Raw genomic sequence first — 20,558 nt, 5'->3', positions numbered from 1 at the left:
AGGCTTTAGATCAAATGAAATACGAAATCGCGCAAGAGTTTGGTGTTCAACTCGGACCTGAAGCGTCTTCTCGTGCAAACGGATCAGTTGGAGGAGAAATCACTAAACGTCTTGTACAAATGGCTGAATCACAATTACGTGGTTCACAACAATAATTAAAAATTAAAGCGGAGCTAGTAGCGTAAAAGCTACTAGCTCTTTTAATGTGTAACAAAGCTTGGCGAAAGATACTTTTTAGATATGGAGCAGTTATAGTTCGGTTGGAAGTGAGGGAGGATAAGTAAGTATGTGCATGCGGTTGCGGTTATGCGATCGTGGTTGGGTTGGAGTTGGTTGGAGTTGGTTTGAGAAGGTTTGCTAGAAGTGGATTGCTGCGGAAAGAGTCTGGATTGGTGGATGAAGAGTGTTTAGAAGGTCGATGTAAATAGGGAAAGCGGATTGAAATACATAGAGAAGTTATTGTTTGTGGTGAATGCGTTTTATCAAGGGAATGAAACGTGAAAGGAAGTTGATGTTAGTGGGGAATGAGTTTCATGAACATCTTTAAGACATTACGGAGCAATCCTGCAAATGAAAGGTAGCAAACGAGTAAACATTGCGACGAATCCGACTAATCATCCGAACAAAAGGTAGCAAAGGAGCAAGTATTACGACGATCTAGATCAATCGAACAAACAAAAGGTAGTAAACAAGCAAGTATTATGACGATCTAGAGCAATCGCGCAAACGAAATGTAGCAAACCAACAAGTATTAAGACATTACGGAGCAATCCTGCAAATGAAAGGTAGCAAACGAGTAAATATTGCGACGAATCCGACTAATCATCCAAACAAAAGGTAGCAAAGGAGCAAGTATTGCGACGATCTAGATTAATCGCGCAAACGAAAGGTAGCAAACGAGCAAGTATTACGACGATCTAGATCGATAACCCAAACGAAAGGTAGCAAACGAGCAAGTATTACGACGATCTAGATCAATCCTGCAAATGAAAGGTAGCAAAAGAGCAAACATTACGACGATTGAGATCAATCACCCAAACGAAAGGTAGCAAACGAGCAAGTATTACGACGATCTAGATCAATTGCGCAAACGAAAGGTAACAAACGAGTAAACATTGAGACGAATCTGACTAATAACCCAAACGAAAGGTAGCAAACCAGCAAGTATTACGACAATCTAGAGAAATCGCGCAAACAAAAGGTAGCAAACGAGCAAGTATTACGACGATCTAGATTAATGGCGCAAACAAAAGGTAGCAAACGAGCAAGTATTACGACGATCTAGATTAATCGCGCAAACGAAAGGTAGCAAACGAGCAAGTATTACGACGATCTAGATCAATAACCCAAACGAAAGGTAGCAAACGAGCAAACATTACGACGATCGAGATCAATCACCCAAACAAAAGGTAGCAATACTACAAGTATTACGACGATTCCACCCACCCCAATCCCACCACCCACCCCACTTTTTTCGAAATATACGAAAAAACTTTGTAACAATTGAAATATTTACGTTAAAAAAAATAGAACTTGTCTACACTAGTGAGCTAATTAAAAAAATGATATTTATTGTGTATTAAAACTCGAATTCTGCACAATCTAAACTCACAAGGAGGTGAGGTAAATGTCAAACAACAACAGCGGTAGCCGTAACAAGTTAACTGTACCTGGTGCAGAACAAGCTTTAGATCAAATGAAATACGAAATCGCGCAAGAGTTTGGTGTTCAACTCGGACCTGAAGCGTCTTCTCGTGCAAACGGATCAGTTGGAGGAGAAATTACTAAACGTCTTGTACAAATGGCTGAATCACAATTACGTGGTTCACAACAATAATTAAAAATGAGGGCTAGTAGCTTAAAACGCTACTAGCTTTTATTTTGCTCAAAAAATTAATATTTACTTGTACTCGGAGGTCCCATTTCTTCCCCAAAAAATCCTACAATAAAATAAGGACCAATTCTCCTTCCTAACAATGCTATTGCCAAACTGAAATCTAATCCACACCCCTTGCATTTACGACCACTCATTAAAAATTATCACAGCCATCACCCAAATAATCTCATTTATTCTTAGCACTTACTATTGTTTCCTACATATCAAATTCTCATTTAGTACAGTTATTTCTCTTTTTCGAGGAATATTTTGATATATTAGTCGAATATTATTATAATTAGCATAATGTATCATTTTTGGGATGCATAAAAGGGGGATGAATATGAGAAGAGATGATTTACTTGCTCCTAAGAATTACAATATTGTAGATGAGATTGAGAAGTATGCAGCATCAAGCTCAAAAATTGCATTATTGATTCATCATGAAAGCGGACAAATCGAGAAAATTTCATATGAAAAATTGATTAAAAAGGCTAATAAGGTGGCCAATTTATTTAAAAGCAGCGGTTTGAAAAAAGGGGACGTAATTCTAATCATGGTACCTCGCTCTGAGGAAGCATATGTTACATATGTAGGGGCCTTAAAAGCAGGTTTAACGATAATTCCAAGCTCTGAAATGCTACGAGCTAAAGATATCGATTACCGAATTACACATTCAGATGCAAAAGCTATTGTTGCTTTTGAAAATGAAATCAGTCAATTTGACGATGCACAGCATCTAGATGGACTAAAGCTTTTTGTTTATGGGCAGTCCAAGAATGCTTGGGTGTCTATTGGAGAAAAATTAGAAAATGAATCGGATGTTTTTGAAGGGGTTCAAACACAAGATTCCGATATTGCATTTTTATCATATACAAGTGGAACAACAGGCAATCCAAAAGGAGTTGTCCATTCTCATGGTTGGGGATATGCCCATTTGAGAACAACGGCAGCACAGTGGCTTGGCGTTCAAGAGGATGATTTAGTATGGGCAACGGCAGCACCTGGCTGGCAAAAATGGATTTGGAGTCCGTTTTTGGCTACCTTAGGGAGTGGGGCAACGGCATTTATCCATATGGGAAAATTTGAACCACAAGCCTACCTTCAAATGCTTGAGAATTATCAAGTAAATGTTTTATGCTGTACACCTACTGAATATCGTCTAATGGCCAAAGTAGACAAGCTTGAACAATATAATTTATCAAGTCTGAGAAGTGCTGTTTCTGCTGGAGAGCCATTAAATAGTGAAGTGATCAACAAATTTTTGAATGTTTTCTCACTGCAAGTACGTGATGGCTATGGGCAAACTGAAAATACTTTACTCGTTGGGACACTTTTAGGCATGACACCAAAGCCGGGCTCAATGGGGAAACCTACTCCAGGTAACCTTGTAGAAATCATTGATGACTTAGGGGAGCCAACCGAGGCTGGTGAAGTAGGGGATATTGCAGTACATTCATCCACACCAGCATTGTTTAAAGGTTACTTAAAGGATAGTGAAAGAACAAATAAGCAATATCGTGGTGAATGGTTCTTAACAGGAGACCGTGCTTATAAAGACGAGGAAGGCTACTTCTGGTTTGAAGGTCGTGGGGACGATATTATTATCTCTTCCGGTTATACTATTGGCCCATTTGAAGTAGAGGATGCACTTGTTAAGCATCCAGCTGTAAAGGAATGTGCGGTTGTTGCCAGTCCAGACGAAATTCGCGGTAATATAGTAAAGGCTTATATCGTTTTACGTGACTCCGAGCAAAAGAATAGCCCAACGATAGTGAAGGAATTACAGGAGCATGTAAAAGAGATAACGGCACCATACAAATACCCACGTGCTATTGAATTTATCGATGAATTACCAAAAACCTCATCTGGTAAAATTAGACGTGTCGAACTCCGTCAGAAGGAATTCAAAAAAGAAATCACCAACTAATTAATAATTATAGGCAGGTTTTATTTCCTAGGGAATAATGTCGAATTCTTAAGGGGATTTTAAAGTCATAGCTATTGGCTTTAAAATCTCTTTTTTTGATACTGACTAATGGTGATTACCTTAGTTTTCTAATTAGCAGGAAAAATGTTATATTAATAAATGGATTAATTTTCTAAATAAAATAGAAGATTTTTGAAACAAATAAACAGTTAATACGTATGTATGGATGGAGGAGGAATAATGAGATGAATACAAAAAGATGGATTGCCTTGGGGGCAGCAGCAGTGTTGGTTGTTTTTTCAATTGGATTGAATACAGTGATGTCTATATTCAAAACGGACTTCTTTTCCAACTTTGAAAGCTTAACTGCAACAGAAGAAACTATGATTGAAACAGTATTAGAGCCAGGTAGTATGGGAGAAAGAATCGCCTTATTATCTGTTGACGGAACGATTCAGGATGTTGGTTCAGGTACAGCCTTTACAGCGGTAGAATATGATCATCAAAACTTCCTGGGGCAATTAGAGACGATTTTATATGATCAATCTGTACAAGCAGTCGTATTATATGTAAATTCACCGGGTGGTGGAGTTATCGAATCAGCTGAAATTTATGAAAAGCTACTTGAAATTAAAGAACAAAGAAATATTCCAATTTATGTGTCGATGGGCTCTTATGCTGCATCAGGCGGCTATTATATTTCAGCACCAGCAGATAAAATCTTTGCACATAAAGAAACAATTACAGGTTCAATCGGGGTAATTATGCAAAGCTATAACTTCTCTGAGCTTGCAAGTAATTTAGGGATTGAATTCGAAACAATTAAATCGGGCGAGCACAAAGATATGTTTGGTGGAACACGTCCAACGACAGAAGTAGAAAAAGCGATGGTACAAGAAATGATTAACGAATCCTATGAGGAATTTGTTGATGTGATCGAGCAAGGTAGGGGCATGTCTGAGGCTGATGTGAAAAAGGTAGCAGATGGTCGTATAATGGGTGGATCACAAGCACTTAAAGCAGGCTTTGTTGATGAAATCGGTGGACTTGAGGATACAATTGCTTCAGTAAGAGCGGACTTCGGTTTAGAGAATGCTGAACTATTTGAATACGAAACAAGCTTAGGTAGTTTAACATCTATGTTCGGTATGAAAATCGGTTCTTTCTTTGGACCATCTCCTGAGCAGCAATTCTTAACAAAGCTTATGTCTTCAAATAGTGGACCACGTATGATGTATTTATATGGTGAATATTAAGGAGGGGTAATCGATGTCAGAAAATGAAAATTATGACTCAAATGTTGCTCTTCCTCAAGAAGAACCTGTGACTGCTCTTACAAAAAAGCAATTACAAATTGTTGAACAGATTGAAGAGAAGACAGCCGGTTTTTGGATGCGCTTTTGGGCGTTTGTGCTGGACATTATAATTGTAGCAGCTATTGTGGGCATTATTGTTAATCCGATTTTCCATTTATTTGGATGGAGTTTAAGAGAAACGCATTGGTATTCACCGATGACAATCGTATCAGGTGTCTTTTACTATGCTTATTTTGTGATTACAACGAAATATTGGCAGCAAACAGTAGGGAAAATGATTTTTGGTCTAAAGGTGAAGGGGACAAATGGAGAAAATCTAGATTGGTTTACTGTGTTATTTAGAGAAATCATTGGACGCTTTATAAGTAATAAAATTCCGATTATCTATCTAATGGTAGCCTTCATGCCAAAAAATCATGGCTTAAATGATATCATTGCCGATACAAAGGTTGTTCAGGAAAAGCTATTTATAAAACACAAAAAAGAAGTAGTTATCGAAAATCCTAAAATTGATGATTTTGATAATCAAAATTCAGTTTCACCAAGTATTTAAGGAAATATTAGAGGGAGCGAAGAGTGGTTCTTCGCTCTTTTTATATTAACCGTAAAAATATGTAAGGTAAGTTATTTGCAAAGATGGAATTATCTTTAGTAAGATTATTAACGTAATATAAAGGAGGGTTCCAAATTGGCACAAGTAACATTTAAAAATAACCCAGTAACATTAATTGGAAACGAAGTAAAGGTTGGGGAGAAAGCACCTGATTTTACAGTATTAGCTAACGATTTATCACCAGTAACATTAAAGGATTCTGAAGGAAAAGTACGTCTTATTAGTGTTGTACCATCATTAGATACAGGCGTTTGTGATGCACAAACTCGCCGTTTCAATGAGGAAGTAGTAGCTTTAGGAGACGGTGTAGCGTTCTATACTGTTTCAGTTGATCTACCATTTGCTCAAAAACGTTGGTGTGCAGCTGCTGGTCTTGAGGGTGCTCAGACTGTTTCTGACCACAAGGATTTATCTTTTGGTAAAGCATACGGAGTTTACATGGAGGAGCTACGTTTACTTGCTCGTTCAGTATTTGTAATCGATTCAGAAGGTACTGTAACATATGCTGAGTATGTATCAGAAGGTACTAGCCACCCAAATTATGAAGCAGCAATCGAAGCTGTAAAAGCATTAATTTAAGTTTATCTAATAGATAAATGGTAGACTAAGATTGTCTATTATATAGGAATGCTTAGATGACACCCACTCGGAGGAAGATCTGGAGTGGGTTGTTCATTTCAAAAGGAGTTTTTTTATGGAAAAATTTGAACAGATATTTTCATTACTAAATGAAAAAGCAGAAAAATATGAAAAAGCTGAAGGCATCTCTTTTTTAGATGGTGTATTACAAGCCCTTGAGGATGTTCTGGACGAAAAAGAACAGCCACTCTTCCAGGATTCTACAAAGGATGATATCCGCAAAGCGATTCAAATTGCAATATTGAAGGGGATGCGTAAAACCTCTCAGCCAAATCATCAAATGACACCAGATACACTTGGATTGTTAGTTGGTTATTTTGTAGAGCAGTTTTTCGAGGAACAGTTAAAAACAGGTCCAATCTCTTTACTTGACCCAGCTGTAGGAACGGGAAATTTACTACTTACGGTGATGAATTTATTTGATGGGAAAACGTCTGCTACAGGTATTGAAGTAGATGAATTACTTATTCGTTTAGCAGCTGATAGTGCAGAGCTAACTGAACAGCCGATTGTGTTATACCATCAGGATGCATTACAAAAAATGCTGGTAGACCCGGTAGATGCTGTAATTTGTGATTTACCGGTTGGATATTACCCAAATGAAGAAGTTGCACTAGAATATGAGCTTTGCGCCCATGAAGGAATGAGCTATGCTCACCACCTATTTATCGAGCAATCGATTAAGCATACAAAAGAGGGTGGGTACTTATTTTTCTTAATTCCGGCAAATATGTTTGAATCTGAGCAGTCAAAGGATTTACATAAATATTTGAAAAAAACAACTTGGATTCAGGCCGTTATTCAGCTTCCAGAGAATTTGTTTTCAGCAAAAGCACACGAAAAAAGCATCTTGATTTTACAAAAGCAAACGAAGTCCGAAAGAGCCCCACGTGAAGTATTACTTGCGAAAGTGCCAAACATGTCAAATAAAGAAGCTTTAGCCATGTTCTTTGAAAAGGTTCAAATGTGGAAAGAAAGTAAATAAATAATCAATAGGTATCCGGGTGTATAAAACTATTATACTCGGATGCCTTTTTAATTTTAGAAAGGGTAGTCACCCTAAAACTATTCGAAATTTACACATAAAATAGAATGAATTCAATAAAAAAATCCCTTCTACAGATTAAGAATTGTGTAGAAGGGCTAATCTATTATTGGTATTAGATTGATTCAGGAGTTCTAACTACTAATACATCGCATTTTGAAGAGCGAACGATTGCTTCCGACACAGATCCAATAAGGAAACGTTCGACAGTGCTTAATCCAGTTGCGCCACAGATGATTAAATCAGCTTCAACAGTATTAGAAAGCTCCTTCGTAATAATTGTTTTAGGAGAACCATATTCGATAATTGTGTTTACACTTGTAAGGCCTGCTTCTTCAGCTTGCTTTTTATAGCCATTTAATAATTCTTCTGAGAAGCTTTGTGCACGTTCAGCAATTGATCTGTCATAAGCTTCAATTGCTGCAAAGGAGCGAGTATCAATCACGTTTACTAAATTAAGTGTTGATTCAGGATTACGTTTTGCGATTTCAATTGATTTTTCGAAGGCGAATTCAGCTTCTTTAGAACCATCTACTGCCACTACGATACTTTTATATTGAGTCATAAAAAATTCCTCCTTTTTCTATAGTCTTATTATATCAAATAAGACAGGAAAAGATATTGAGTCTGGGACTGAAATGAAAACGTTCACAGTTATTACTAAATTTATCCACAGTTTTGTCAATTTAAACATGTTGCAAATTGCTGTTAGATTCTGTTCTTAGAATAATCCTATTTTTAGTAGGTATAGACTCATTTTTACGTCGAATCTTCTTAAATGTCCTATTTTTTTATAATTTTGATAATAATTTTAACGAACATGAAATTAGTATCTTACAATATGGGGAAATTATTGTTATTATGGATTTGAATTCATATTAATGGATACATAAAATTCTACAACAGGGAGAGAAATCAGCTATGAAAATCGGAGTACCTAAGGAAATAAAAAACAATGAAAATCGTGTAGCAATGACACCTGCTGGAGTAGTTACATTAACAAGTGCTGGTCATGAAGTATTTATTGAAACTGGCGCGGGCATAGGGTCTTCATTTTCTGATGAGGATTATGTAGCTGCTGGTGCAACAATTGTTGACACAGCAAAAGAAGCTTGGGCACAAGAAATGGTAATGAAGGTTAAAGAGCCAATTTCAGGTGAATATCAATACTTCCATGAGGGCTTAGTATTATTTACGTATTTACATTTAGCTCCAGAACTAGAACTAACGCAAAGTCTGCTAGATAACAAAGTAGTTGGAATTGCTTATGAAACTGTACAGCTTCCAAACCGTTCTCTACCATTACTTACTCCGATGAGTGAAGTAGCTGGTAAAATGTCTGTCCAAATTGGTGCGCAATATCTAGAAAAAATGAATGGTGGAAAAGGGATTCTACTAGGCGGAGTTTCTGGTGTCCCACGCGGGAAAGTAACAATTGTTGGTGGTGGTATGGCTGGTACAAATGCAGCTCGTATCGCAGTTGGTATGGGAGCAGAGGTAACAATTTTAGACTTAAATCCTGAGCGCCTGCGCCAATTAGAGGATATCTTTGGATCTTCTGTTCAAACATTAATCTCAAACCCTTATAATATTGCTGAATCAGTCATGGATTCAGATTTAGTAATCGGTTCAGTGTTAATTCCAGGAGCAAAAGCACCAAAGCTTGTAACAGAAGAAATGGTGAAATCAATGCGTCCAGGCTCTGTTATTGTTGATATCGCTATCGACCAAGGCGGAAGCTTCGAGACAACTGACCGAGTGACAACACATGATGATCCTACTTATATTAAACATGGTGTTGTACACTATGCTGTAGCTAACATGCCAGGTGCAGTTCCACGTACAGCAACAATTGCTTTAACGAACAATACAGTTCCTTATGCATTACAAATTGCTAATAAGGGCTATAAACAAGCTTGTATTGAAAATGAAGCGTTAAGAAAAGGTATTAATACATTAGATGGTTACGTGGTTTATAAAGCGGTTGCTGAAGACCAAGGTCGCGAATACGTACCTGTTGATTCACTTTTATAAAAAATAAAAAAATGGTGGCGTGAATAAAAATTCACACCACCATTTTTACTTATAGAATGATTAATTCTTTTGTGAACTTAGTTAAAACCTCTACTCCATCAGCTGTTACAACCACATCATCCTCGACGCGTACGCCAGTAACATCTGCTTTGTAAACTCCTGGTTCGATAGTAAAAACCATACCTTCTTTAAGCTCCATATCATTTGTGCCTGTTACAGAAGGGAACTCATGAACAGAAATCCCAAGACCATGACCTAAACGATGAGTGAAATATTCGCCGTAGCCTGCCTCAGTAATTGTATCTCGAGCAATTTTGTCTAAATCCATTGCACGAACACCTGGTTTAACAGCAGCAATGGCATTTTCATTAGCTTGACGCACAGTATTATATATTTCTTTTTGTGCTTCAGTTACTTCACCGAATGCTACGGTACGTGTAATATCTGAGCAGTAACCATCGTAAATAACACCTAGGTCAAATAAGATCATATCGCCCTTTTGAATTTTACGATCTCCGGGTGTCCCATGAGGAGAAGCTGTTTTTGGACCAGAAAGGACCATTGTTTCGAAGGACATTTTACAACCCTTAGCCTGAATGGCATTTTCGACAGCAGTTAAGATTTCCATCTCTGTTTTGCCTTCTGCAATTTCCTTGCAGCCTACCTCGATAGCATAATCAGCAAGTCTTGCAGCTTCTCGCATTTTCTCAATCTCAATTTCATCCTTAATAACACGCATTTCATTGATTTTGTCATCAAGTCGTACAAAGTTTGCTTGCACATAAATTTTTTGTAAACTCTCTAATCGCTCAACAGTTAAGTGTGATTTTTCAATTGCTAACGTTGCTACCTTAATACCACGTGATTGGATTGCATCAGCAATTAAATTCCATGGGTTATCAGTATCTAAGTGGCCGATGATTTCTTGACTCCAGCCTGCGTTTACAGCATCCGGAACTTCCATTTTTGGACAAACTAAGAAGGGCTCTGCCTCCTGGAATACCATAACACCTAATAATCGTTCATGTGGATTGCTTTTGAAATTTGAAAAATAGAAAACATTGTCTGGTGTTGTGATAAAAGCAGCATCAATTTGATTTTCTTTTAAATAAGTTTGTAGCTGTTGTAATTTACTCATAAAGAGTCCTCCTAATTTTCTTGAGTCATATAATTGCATGTGCATCGTTTTATACAGTAATATTTTGTATATATCTTGTCATGCAGTTTTATAGCATATATGCCCAACTAGTTCAGTGAATTGAAAATAGTAACTGAATGCTAGTATCGCTGTCTATAGTATAGCAAAAGAAGGAAAAAAACGATTTAATTTCGAATCAAGATTAGTTGAAGACAATTTGAAGGAGGAGAAATGATGCAAGTCTCATATCATGGACATTCAATTGTAAAAATTAAAACGAACGGTACAACGATTTTGATAGATCCTTTCATAAATGGGAATGGTCTAACTGATTTAAAAGTAGAAGAAGAAAAACCGGATGTTATTCTTTTAACTCATGGTCACAATGATCATGTGGGGGATACGATTGAACTGGCAAAAGCAAATAATACTCTTGTTGTCGCTCCAAATGAATTAGCAGTGTATCTAGGAAAGCAAGGGTTAAATGTACATCCGATGGGTATCGGTGGAGCCTATGAATTTCCTTTTGGGAAAGTGAAATATACTCTTGCATACCATGGCTCTGTTTATGAAACAGAATCAGAAGTTGTTAATGCAGGCAACCCAGGTGGGATTCTCTTCTACGCAGAAGGAGTAACGCTGTACCATGCAGGTGACACAGCCTTATTTGGAGATATGAAGCTTATCGGTGATAGAAATTCAATCGATGTAGCCTTCTTACCAATTGGTGATAACTTTACTATGGGACCGGAGGATGCAGCATATGCGGTAGAGCTGCTGAAGCCTAAATCAGTTGTACCAATCCATTACAATACTTTCCCTGTTATTAAACAGGATCCAACAGTCTTCGCTGAGCTTGTAAAGGATAGTAAAGTGCAAATTTTAAATGCAGGCGAAGAAGTTAAATTCTAATTAAATAACTAGAAAGTGGTGTAAATTTGAACGTTTGAAAAACATTCTTCAAACAGCAAAATTTTACGCTACTTTCTTTTTTTATACATAAATTAAAATATGTTACACTTATATCAGGAAAGATAGATGGGAATAGGTGATAGAGTGTCAACAAAACATGAGAAGATTTTACAATATATAGAATCTCTACCTGTAGGCGATAAGATTTCAGTACGACAAATAGCGAAGGAAATGCATGTAAGTGAAGGGACTGCATACCGAGCTATAAAAGAAGCTGAAAACCGTCGTCTAGTTAGTTCCATTGAACGCGTTGGAACAATTCGAATTGAGAAAAAGAAAAAAGAGAATATCGAACGATTAACTTTTGCGGAGATTGTTAACATAGTAGACGGACAAGTACTAGGTGGACGAGATGGCTTGCATAAAACCTTAGGAAAGTTTGTTATAGGAGCTATGCAATTAGAGGACATGATGCGTTATACAGATGCAGGTAGCCTGTTAATTGTAGGAAACCGTTTTAAAGCACATGAGAATGCCTTAAAAGCAGGGGCTGCAGTACTAATTACTGGTGGCTTTGATACAACTGAAGAAAACAAACAATTAGCTGATGAATTAGAATTGCCAATCATTTCTTCTAGCTACGATTCCTTCACCGTAGCTACTATGATCAACCGTGCAATCTACGACCAATTAATCAAAAAAGATATCTTATTAATTGAGGATATCTATGTTCCGATTGAAGAAACGTATTCTTTAAAAACAACTGAAACAATTGCAGATTTCCATAAGCTGAATTTACAGACATCGCATGGTGCCTTTCCAATAGTGACTGCTACAAATAAGCTAGTAGGTATGATCTCTGTAAAAGACGTTATTGGAAAAGATGATAGTGAGACAGTCGATAAGGTTATGACTAAAAATCCAATCTCAGGATCTATGAAAACAAGTGTAGCTTCTGCAGGTCACCGTATGATCTGGGAAGGAATCGATTTGTTGCCAATAGTGAATGTTGATGGTGTCCTTCAAGGTATTATTAGCCGTCAAGATGTACTAAAAGCCCTCCAGCATGCACAAAGACAGCCGCAGCATGGTGAAACTATCGACGATTTAGTAAAAAGTGAAATGAAAGTTATGGGTGAAGAGGATGTTGTGGTTGAGTTTACGGTAACGCCGCAAATGACCAATCAATATGGGGCAATTTCTTATGGTGCCTTTACAACATTACTGGCAGAAGTGGGCTCATTTGCATTAAAACGTAGAAAACGTGGCGATGCAGTAGCTGAAAACATGACAATTTACTTTATTAAGCCAATTCAAATGGAAAGTGTTTTAACGGTTGTACCTCACATTCTGGATATGAGTCGCAAATTCGTAAAAATGGATTTTGATGTATTTAATGAATCAGTGCTCGTAGGAAAAGCGATGATGATGTTCCAATTATTAGAACGTTAAATAATGAAAAAAAGCAATATACAAGGATTACTTGTATATTGCTTAGTCGTTAAATGAAGTTATTTATTTAACTCATACTCTTCTTTAACATATTGACCTTCATGTCGTACTCGTTTATAGCTAGAATAGGCTTTTACAGCCCCTATAAGAATAAACACTGCCGCAATCAAAAAGCCGACAAGTGATGGGTAAACGATACATGTATTGATTCCAAATACAATCACAAAAATGCCTAATGCAAGACCAGCTTTTGCTTTATACCATTTTTTTCGAATAGGTAGTGTCGAGCGGAAATCCTTTGTTTTATAGTAAAAATAAGCTACAAATGATATGACAATGAAAAATACGAAAACTAAGTTTGCCATTTTTTACCTCCAAATGGTGTATAATTTCATGTATGTAGAAAGTGCTTACATTATTGTAACGATTTTTATCCAAAAAAGCTAACACATAAAACGGAAAATAGAGATAACAGGGGGAATTCCTTTTGAAACGACAAATCATCGACAAAATTGAGCAATATGATACAATAATCATCCATAGACATGTTCGTCCAGACCCGGATGCATATGGGTCTCAATTCGGTCTAAAGCGATTATTAGAAGCTAACTATCCAAACAAAACAATCTATGCAATTGGTGAGCATGATCCCTCACTTACTTTTTTAGAAACTCCTGAAACTATTAGTGATGACGTTTTTACGGAAAGTCTAGTTATCGTTACAGATACAGCAAATACAGGACGCATTGATGATAGTCGATATAATACTGGTGCGTACCTCATTAAAATTGATCATCATCCGAATGATGATCAATACGGTGATTTACTATGGGTAGACACTAATGCTAGCTCATGCAGTGAAATGATTTATGAATTATTTATAGAAGGTAAAGAATATAAAAATTGGCAACTGTCAGATGCTTCTGCACGTCTTTTATTTGCAGGAATCGTTGGTGATACAGGACGCTTCCTATATCCAAGTGCATCACTGAGAACATTTGAGGTTGCTGGACAGTTAATTAAATACGATTTCGATCGTACGGAAGTATTTAATGGCATGTATGAAAAAGAGGCAAACCTATTGCACTTGCAGGGTTATATTTATGAGAATTTTAAAATCGATGAAAACGGAGCTTGTTATATCAAACTAACAAAAGACGTTTTAGAAAGATTCCAAGTAACCCCTAATGATACATCGTTACTGGTAGGATCCTTAAGCGACATTAAAGGTGTTTGTGCGTGGGTGTTCTTTGTAGAGGAAAGCGATCAAATTCGTATCCGATTACGTTCTAAAGGCCCGATTATTAACGAGCTTGCAAAGAAATATAACGGCGGTGGACATCCTCTTGCATCAGGAGCAACAGCTTACTCTTGGGAAGAAGTTGAACGAGCTATTGAGGATTTAAAAGATATCTGTCGTCAATATAAAATATAAATAATAATGGAGGGATGTAGTTTGACAGTCGTATATCCACAAATACGGACAAGTGCAGATTTATTAAAAAGTACAATTCGTATGGAAGAGCTCATCCCTTTTTTACAATCACAAAAGGCAATAGCTTGTGCAATGGTTAATACGAAATTGTACGGGCTTTTGCCTTTTTGGTATGCGTTAAAAAATGCAGGTATACATCCAGTTGTAGGTTTATCTATTCAGGTTGAATTTACTGATGAAGTGACACTGCCGATACTTATCTATGCTAAAAATAATGAGGGCTATCAAAATCTTTTAAAAATTAGCAGCAGTATTTCGATTCGTGAAGATGAAAAGATTCCATGGCGCTGGCTAGTAGCTTACTCACAAGGGTGCGCGGCAGTTATTTCAAGTGACTCTGAACAGTGGTTTAATGAGGATAATTTGGGCTATACACAAGCGGTAGCTAAAAACTTTCAATCAGATTTTTATTTTGGGATTGCCCGGAGTGGAGGGTTTATTTCCTCAATAGAGCAAAAAGCATTCCATTTAAGCCAAAGTCTCAATGTTCGCTGTATTGCAATTTCAGAATCCTTATTTCTAAAACGTGAGGACCATTTTGCATACAAGGTTGCAAGAGCTATTGAAACAGGTGTGAAGCTAAGTGAAGAAATACATAGTAATCGTGAAAACCAGTATGTCCCTACAGTAGCCGAGTGGCAACATTGGTACCAAGACCAACCGTACTTGCTCGAAAATAGTAGACAATTTATGCTGGGCTGTCAGGTAGACTTAAAGCATGATAAACATTTCATGCCAAAATTCCCTTTGCAATCCGGACAAACCTCAGAAAAGCTCCTCACAGAGCAAGCGATAGCTGGATTAAAGGAACGTTTACAATCGAATACTCCGCCAGAAGAGTACTTAAGTCGTTTACAGTATGAATTACAAGTAATTACTTCAATGGGCTATGCCGATTATTTTCTAATTGTTGCGGATTTCATGAATTTCGCTAAAAAGTCGAATATATTAACTGGACCAGGTAGGGGTTCATCGGCAAGTTCACTTGTCGCTTATTGTTTAAATATCACCCAGGTGGATCCATTAAAATACGGCTTGTTATTTGAGCGTTTTTTAAATCCTGAACGTATTACTCTTCCTGATATAGATATTGATTTTGTTGATACCAAGCGTCAGGAAGTTATTCAATATGTAGCAGCGAAATATGGCAAACAGCATGTAGCTCAAATTATTACTTTTGGCACTTTGTCCGCAAAGGCAGTGGCGAGAGATGTTGCGCGGATGTTTAACTTTGAGAGTGAGACTCTTTCAATGATATCAAGACTGATTCCAAATAAACCTGGGGTCACGTTACAGGAAGCCTATAATACATCAGAAGCATTCCGGAAATGGGTGGAAGCAGAGCAGATTCATACTACCTGGTTCCATGCAGCGAAAAAGCTTGAGGGCTTACCTCGAAATGCCTCGACCCATGCAGCTGGAGTAGTACTTAGCCCTATGTCCTTAGTAGATGTAGTGCCGATTGAACAAGGTCATGATGGAATTTATCTAACTCAATGGCCAATGCAAGAGGTTGAGCAAATTGGCTTATTGAAAATGGATTTTTTAGGGCTTCGTAATTTAACCATCTTAGAAAATATACGCCATTCGATTTACTATACACATAAACAATTGATTGATTTTAACCAAATTCCATTAAATGATGAAAAAACCTTTCAGCTATTAAGGCAAGGGGATACAGCGGGGATTTTCCAGCTCGAATCCGATGGAATGAAAAATGCTTTGCGAGAAATTGCCCCAACTGAATTTTTGGATATCGTGGCTGTAAATGCACTCTATCGTCCAGGCCCAATGGAATTTATTCCTGTATATGCAAGAAGAAAAGCGAATCGTGAGCAGGTTCGAATGCCCCATCCAATATTAGAGAAAATCTTAAAGGAAACCTATGGCGTAATCGTGTATCAAGAGCAGATTATGCAAATTGCCCATCTATTTGCTGGATTTACGATTGGTCAGGCAGATCTGCTTCGAAGAGCTGTCAGTAAAAAGAAAAGAGAAGTACTAGAGCAGCAAGAAAATGCTTTCGTTAAAGGAGCAGTATCTCAAGGATACCCTGAGCATATCGCAAAGGAAGTGTATGAGTTAATCGTTCGATTTGCTGATTACGGCTTTGCTAAAAGTCATGCTGTTGCTTATAGTTTTATCTCCTATCAGATGGCTTATTTAAAGGCTAATTACCCAGCTAATTTTTATGCAGCTCTGATGACCAATGCAATAGGTAACCAAGAAAAGCTTTTCCAGCTTATTTTAGAAGCAAGAAACAAAGGTATAGAGATTTTAGGGCCGTCCATTCGTAAGAGCCAAAGAGCCTTTACGGTTGAGCAAGGAAAGATTCGCTTCAGTTTATCAGCTATTAAAGGTGTACCAGCGCCTCTACTACAAAAAATTGTGGCCATTCGAAAATCAAAGGAGCAGCCATTTGAGGATATTTTTGACTTAGCAGTTTCGCTAAGTGCAGCTCATTTCACTCGAAAAGTCATTGAGCCCTTGATTAAATCCGGTGCATTGGATGATTTCGGGAAAGACCGAGCAACGCTATTAGCCACAATCGATGCAGCAGAAAAGCATGCTTCCCTTGTTCGACCAAATGAAGACGAAAATGATTTGTTTGGCTCAGATAGTTTAATCTTTGGTAAGCCTAAATATGTAGAAACCCATGAAATTCCAGATAAGATGAAGCTACAATTTGAAAAAGAAGCATTAGGCTTTTATTTGTCGGAGCATCCAGTTGCTTTAGAAAGAGCGAAATGGAGTGAAGTCAATGCTACGACAAAGGGAATTTTGCAGGTAAGACCAAATAGCTTTATTAAATTAGTCGGCATGGTTGAAAGTATTCGCCAAATCCGTACGAAAAAAGGAGAGCTAATGGCCTTTGTCCAGCTTCAGGATGAGTATGGGACAACCTCTGCAACACTTTTTCCACAAAGCTATAATGAAGTTATCGGTTGGATAAAAGAGGACAAAATAGTTTATGTTGAAGGTGTATTAGAATTCCGTAATGGAAATTCGCAAATCAAGGTAAAAACGATGAAAAACAGTCAATAGCGAGCGAATAATAGAAGTAATTACAAAAACTGTGCGAATTTTGCACAGTTTTTTCTTTACAAATAAAAAAACTTTATGTATTCTAATAAAAAGTGGTCAGACCACTTTTGAACTGATAAGAAATAAAATGTGGAAATTGAAATTATAATTCGTTAATGTGCTCTAGTATTGCCAAAAATCGTAGTTTTTATTGTTTGTTATGTGATTTACATTGTACGGTAAATAATGCCTTTAGTTCCTAACGTTATGCGGGGTGCTTATGGATAAAAAACAGGAAAACAAAAAAGTATTTTTAGAGATTGTTAATCAATTAAGAGAGTTAATTAAACACGAGGGGATTCAACCGGGAGAAAAATTACCTTCAGAACGTGTGCTATCTGAAAGACTGAATGTTGGCCGTTCTTCAGTAAGAGAGGCATTAAGAAGCCTAGAATTGCTTGGGCTTATTGAAACGAGACATGGCGGGGGAACCTTTTTATCAGCAGTTCATTCTAACCAGCTGGTCGAACTTTTAGCATCCTTTATATTGCAGGAAAATAAAGCAGTAGAGGATGTTCATATAGTAAGAAGAATGCACGAAAAGGAAGCCATACGAGTCATCTGTTCAGAACAATCTTTAAGAAGTTTGCCGGTTTGGGAAAGCTTGTTTATGAAACTGGAGCTAGAAAATGAAATCGTTCGAGATCTTTTATTAAGAGAATTAATGATTGCTTCTGGTAATCGACTAGCTTTAAAAATATGGATACAGCTTGCCGCATATAGTGCAACTCCACTGAAAAAATTATCGACTGAAGAAGAAAAGCCAATGCTTCAGATGCTCATAAAATCCTTACAGTTAGGCTATGAAAGAGAAGCATTGAGCGCTTATGAAAACTGGATTCACTATTTGAGAAATTCATCATCATAATGGTAAGGGGGAAAAACAGTGGCAATTAGAAGTTTATTATCTATTAACAAAAAGAAACAAAAAGGGGTCATTGTAGATCGTAATAAAGAAAATTCCTTTCCTGCAGATTTAATGACAAAATGTCCTGAATGTAAAAAAATCTACTTATCTAAGGAATTAGAAAACAATTTAAAAGTTTGTACTAATTGTGATTATCACTACAAAATGACTGCTTGGGAACGAGTTTCTATTTTATTAGATGAAGGTACATTTGAATCTTTTGATGAAAACTTACGTACTTCTAACCCATTAAAATTCCCTTCCTATTTAGAGAAAATTGAAATTGATTCACTCAAAACGGGGTTAAATGAAGCAGTTTTAACAGGGATGGGAAGTATTAAAGGGGCACAAGTAGTTATAGCGATTATGGATTCTCATTTCAGGATGGGATCGATGGGATCAGTAGTTGGAGAAAAAATCACTCGGGCGATTGAAAAAGCAACTGAATATGAATTGCCATTTATTATTTTCACAGCAAGTGGTGGGGCGCGTATGCAAGAAGGGGTAATCTCGCTTATGCAAATGGCTAAAACAAGTGTTGCTTTAAAACGTCATAGTGATCATGGTTTACTTTTCGTTTCAATTATGACTCATCCAACAACAGGGGGAGTTTCAGCAAGCTTTGCATCATTAGGGGATTTAAACATTGCAGAGCCACAAGCTTTGATTGGATTTGCTGGGCGTCGTGTAATTGAGCAAACTGTTCGTGAAAAGCTGCCAGATGATTTCCAAACAGCTGAATTTTTACTTGCACATGGCCAACTAGATGCTATTTTCCATCGTAAGGAAATGAGAGATAAATTAGCAACGATTGTAAAGCTGCATCAAAAAGGAGGAGTTTCAAATGTCTAAGTCACTTGACTTCGAAGTACCAGTTGTAAAGCTTCGCGAAAAGATCCAAGAATTAAAGGAAATTGCGAAAAATGCAGATGTCGATATGTCAACTGAAATTGAAACACTTGAAACAAGGCTTCAGCAATTAGAAACGAAGATTTACACAAATATGGAGCCATGGGACCGAGTTCAAGTAGCTCGACATGCACAGCGTCCAACAACTTTAGATTATATTAATGAGATTTTCTCTGATTTTATAGAGCTGCATGGGGATCGCAGCTTTGGAGATGACGAAGCTATCATCGGGGGAATTGCTAGCTTCAATGGTCAACCGATTACGATTATTGGACATCAAAGGGGTAAAACAACAAAAGAAAACATTCGTCGTAATTTTGGGATGCCACATCCAGAAGGCTATCGAAAAGCACTACGCTTAATGAAGCAAGCAGAGAAATTTAAACGACCAATAATATGTTTTATTGATACAAAGGGAGCATATCCAGGTAAAGCAGCTGAGGAACGAGGTCAAAGCGAAGCCATTGCAAAAAACCTTTTTGAAATGGCAGGACTAAAGGTTCCAGTAATCAGTGTTGTTATTGGTGAAGGCGGCAGTGGGGGAGCGTTAGCATTAGGGGTTGCAAATAGAATATTTATGCTTGAGAATTCAACATATTCCGTAATATCTCCAGAAGGAGCAGCATCGATCCTTTGGAAGGATGCCACTTTAGCAAAACAAGCAGCAGAGGCTATGAAAATTACTGCTTACGACCTAAAGGCGATGAATATAATTGATGGAATTGTCATTGAGGTTGCTGGGGGAGCACACCGAGATGTACAAGCTCAAGCCAATGAACTAAAAGAATGTATTCACAATGCATTAACAGAATTAACTATCTTATCAGAAACAGAACTTATCAATGATCGTTACGACAAATTTAGAAAAATTGGCGAATTCATCGAAGAAGAAGTTGAAGTAAAAGTAGATGGAAAAGTAGATGTAGAAGTAGAAGTAAACTGATTTGAATGATAAATTCATCTATCTAAAGCTTTCGAGAAATGATCAAAATAAAATGACAAAATCCAACTTGGGTTTTGTCGTTTTTTTTGCTAAGCTCACGTTCGATTCGAGGGAATTATGGTCAGACATTCAAATGGGCTAGCCCCAGAAATTTTTCTAGCAATTTTTACTAGTATTACCCTTTTTCGGGTATCTATATAAAGCCAATAGTTGAATTATTTACATATTTCTAATTATCTGTTTATGAAAACATCTAATTTCACAT

18 protein-coding genes are annotated in these 20,558 nt (G+C 37.1%); 15 read left to right on the top strand and 3 right to left on the bottom strand.

What is annotated here, in order from left to right; translation table 11 throughout:
* From BJ095_RS01370 to BJ095_RS01340, 7 genes are all read left to right on the top strand, one after another.
* A partial coding sequence (locus tag BJ095_RS01370; RefSeq protein ID WP_110561287.1) for an alpha/beta-type small acid-soluble spore protein occupies positions 1 to 155 on the top strand: 155 nt, incomplete at its 5' end.
* A gap of 1,472 nt (positions 156 to 1,627) precedes the next feature.
* A complete protein-coding gene (locus BJ095_RS01365; RefSeq protein WP_107934301.1) occupies positions 1,628 to 1,837 on the top strand; it encodes an alpha/beta-type small acid-soluble spore protein in 210 nt (69 codons plus the stop codon).
* A gap of 382 nt (positions 1,838 to 2,219) precedes the next feature.
* Complete coding sequence (gene mbcS, locus BJ095_RS01360) at positions 2,220 to 3,806, top strand: acyl-CoA synthetase MbcS (protein WP_107934299.1); 1,587 nt, start codon at positions 2,220 to 2,222, stop codon at positions 3,804 to 3,806.
* Positions 3,807 to 4,051: 245 nt separating this feature from the next.
* Entirely contained in the window at positions 4,052 to 5,062 is a 1,011-nt protein-coding gene (gene sppA, locus BJ095_RS01355) for a signal peptide peptidase SppA (RefSeq protein ID WP_107934297.1), read from the top strand.
* Between the two features lie 13 nt (positions 5,063 to 5,075).
* On the top strand, positions 5,076 to 5,675 hold the full coding sequence (locus BJ095_RS01350; RefSeq protein WP_107934295.1) for an RDD family protein: 600 nt from the start codon (positions 5,076 to 5,078) through the stop codon (positions 5,673 to 5,675).
* A 135-nt stretch (positions 5,676 to 5,810) separates the two neighbouring features.
* Positions 5,811 to 6,314: a thiol peroxidase gene (gene tpx / locus BJ095_RS01345; RefSeq protein WP_107934293.1), complete on the top strand. Its 504-nt coding sequence runs from the start codon at positions 5,811 to 5,813 to the stop codon at positions 6,312 to 6,314.
* Positions 6,315 to 6,429: 115 nt separating this feature from the next.
* On the top strand, positions 6,430 to 7,359 hold the full coding sequence (locus BJ095_RS01340) for a class I SAM-dependent methyltransferase (protein ID WP_107934291.1): 930 nt from the start codon (positions 6,430 to 6,432) through the stop codon (positions 7,357 to 7,359).
* Positions 7,360 to 7,534: 175 nt separating this feature from the next.
* Here the strand turns inward: BJ095_RS01340 and BJ095_RS01335 are convergent, their stop codons facing one another.
* Complete coding sequence (locus BJ095_RS01335) at positions 7,535 to 7,984, bottom strand: universal stress protein (protein ID WP_107934289.1); 450 nt, start codon at positions 7,982 to 7,984, stop codon at positions 7,535 to 7,537.
* 356 nt (positions 7,985 to 8,340) lie between these two features.
* Between BJ095_RS01335 and ald the strand changes: the two genes are divergently transcribed.
* A complete protein-coding gene (gene ald, locus BJ095_RS01330; protein ID WP_107934287.1) occupies positions 8,341 to 9,453 on the top strand; it encodes an alanine dehydrogenase in 1,113 nt (370 codons plus the stop codon).
* 49 nt (positions 9,454 to 9,502) lie between these two features.
* Here ald and BJ095_RS01325 read toward each other — a convergent pair whose 3' ends face one another.
* A complete protein-coding gene (locus BJ095_RS01325; RefSeq protein WP_107934285.1) occupies positions 9,503 to 10,591 on the bottom strand; it encodes a M24 family metallopeptidase in 1,089 nt (362 codons plus the stop codon).
* A gap of 234 nt (positions 10,592 to 10,825) precedes the next feature.
* Between BJ095_RS01325 and BJ095_RS01320 the strand changes: the two genes are divergently transcribed.
* Both BJ095_RS01320 and BJ095_RS01315 read left to right on the top strand, forming a co-directional pair.
* Complete coding sequence (locus tag BJ095_RS01320; protein ID WP_107934283.1) at positions 10,826 to 11,503, top strand: metal-dependent hydrolase; 678 nt, start codon at positions 10,826 to 10,828, stop codon at positions 11,501 to 11,503.
* Positions 11,504 to 11,647: 144 nt separating this feature from the next.
* Entirely contained in the window at positions 11,648 to 12,955 is a 1,308-nt protein-coding gene (locus BJ095_RS01315) for a DRTGG domain-containing protein (RefSeq protein ID WP_107934315.1), read from the top strand.
* A gap of 59 nt (positions 12,956 to 13,014) precedes the next feature.
* Here the strand turns inward: BJ095_RS01315 and BJ095_RS01310 are convergent, their stop codons facing one another.
* Positions 13,015 to 13,320 (bottom strand): YtpI family protein, encoded by a 306-nt coding sequence (locus tag BJ095_RS01310; protein ID WP_107934281.1) that lies wholly within the window; start codon positions 13,318 to 13,320, stop codon positions 13,015 to 13,017.
* 122 nt (positions 13,321 to 13,442) lie between these two features.
* Between BJ095_RS01310 and BJ095_RS01305 the strand changes: the two genes are divergently transcribed.
* The 5 genes from BJ095_RS01305 (at position 13,443) to accA (ending at position 20,293) form a co-directional block, all read left to right on the top strand.
* Positions 13,443 to 14,390 carry a DHH family phosphoesterase gene (locus BJ095_RS01305; protein WP_107934280.1) on the top strand — a complete coding sequence of 316 codons (948 nt, stop codon included), beginning with the start codon at positions 13,443 to 13,445 and terminating at the stop codon, positions 14,388 to 14,390.
* A gap of 21 nt (positions 14,391 to 14,411) precedes the next feature.
* Positions 14,412 to 17,495 (top strand): DNA polymerase III subunit alpha, encoded by a 3,084-nt coding sequence (gene dnaE, locus BJ095_RS01300; RefSeq protein WP_235867544.1) that lies wholly within the window; start codon positions 14,412 to 14,414, stop codon positions 17,493 to 17,495.
* A 259-nt stretch (positions 17,496 to 17,754) separates the two neighbouring features.
* On the top strand, positions 17,755 to 18,402 hold the full coding sequence (locus BJ095_RS01295; protein ID WP_107934276.1) for a FadR/GntR family transcriptional regulator: 648 nt from the start codon (positions 17,755 to 17,757) through the stop codon (positions 18,400 to 18,402).
* 18 nt (positions 18,403 to 18,420) lie between these two features.
* Complete coding sequence (gene accD / locus BJ095_RS01290; RefSeq protein ID WP_107934274.1) at positions 18,421 to 19,293, top strand: acetyl-CoA carboxylase, carboxyltransferase subunit beta; 873 nt, start codon at positions 18,421 to 18,423, stop codon at positions 19,291 to 19,293.
* Complete coding sequence (gene accA / locus BJ095_RS01285; protein ID WP_107934272.1) at positions 19,286 to 20,293, top strand: acetyl-CoA carboxylase carboxyl transferase subunit alpha; 1,008 nt, start codon at positions 19,286 to 19,288, stop codon at positions 20,291 to 20,293. The genes accD and accA overlap by 8 nt, the downstream gene beginning before the upstream one ends.
* Positions 20,294 to 20,558 lie beyond the last annotated feature (265 nt).

Source organism: Ureibacillus chungkukjangi (assembly GCF_003217295.1).
Taxonomy (GTDB): domain Bacteria; phylum Bacillota; class Bacilli; order Bacillales_A; family Planococcaceae; genus Ureibacillus; species Ureibacillus chungkukjangi.
Note: the sequence above shows the minus strand (reverse complement) of the source record. Positions and strands in the feature narration are given on the sequence as shown.

Excerpts from the sequence above, each read along its gene's own strand:
- BJ095_RS01365 (WP_107934301.1), top strand. The coding sequence starts at position 1,628 with ATGTCAAACAACAACAGCGGTAGCCGTAACAAGTTAACTGTACCTGGT.
- mbcS (WP_107934299.1), top strand. The coding sequence starts at position 2,220 with ATGAGAAGAGATGATTTACTTGCTCCTAAGAATTACAATATTGTAGAT.
- sppA (WP_107934297.1), top strand. The coding sequence starts at position 4,052 with ATGAATACAAAAAGATGGATTGCCTTGGGGGCAGCAGCAGTGTTGGTT.
- BJ095_RS01350 (WP_107934295.1), top strand. The coding sequence starts at position 5,076 with ATGTCAGAAAATGAAAATTATGACTCAAATGTTGCTCTTCCTCAAGAA.
- BJ095_RS01340 (WP_107934291.1), top strand. The coding sequence starts at position 6,430 with ATGGAAAAATTTGAACAGATATTTTCATTACTAAATGAAAAAGCAGAA.
- BJ095_RS01335 (WP_107934289.1), bottom strand. The coding sequence starts at position 7,984 with ATGACTCAATATAAAAGTATCGTAGTGGCAGTAGATGGTTCTAAAGAA.
- ald (WP_107934287.1), top strand. The coding sequence starts at position 8,341 with ATGAAAATCGGAGTACCTAAGGAAATAAAAAACAATGAAAATCGTGTA.
- BJ095_RS01325 (WP_107934285.1), bottom strand. The coding sequence starts at position 10,591 with ATGAGTAAATTACAACAGCTACAAACTTATTTAAAAGAAAATCAAATT.
- BJ095_RS01320 (WP_107934283.1), top strand. The coding sequence starts at position 10,826 with ATGCAAGTCTCATATCATGGACATTCAATTGTAAAAATTAAAACGAAC.
- BJ095_RS01310 (WP_107934281.1), bottom strand. The coding sequence starts at position 13,320 with ATGGCAAACTTAGTTTTCGTATTTTTCATTGTCATATCATTTGTAGCT.
- BJ095_RS01295 (WP_107934276.1), top strand. The coding sequence starts at position 17,755 with ATGGATAAAAAACAGGAAAACAAAAAAGTATTTTTAGAGATTGTTAAT.
- accA (WP_107934272.1), top strand. The coding sequence starts at position 19,286 with ATGTCTAAGTCACTTGACTTCGAAGTACCAGTTGTAAAGCTTCGCGAA.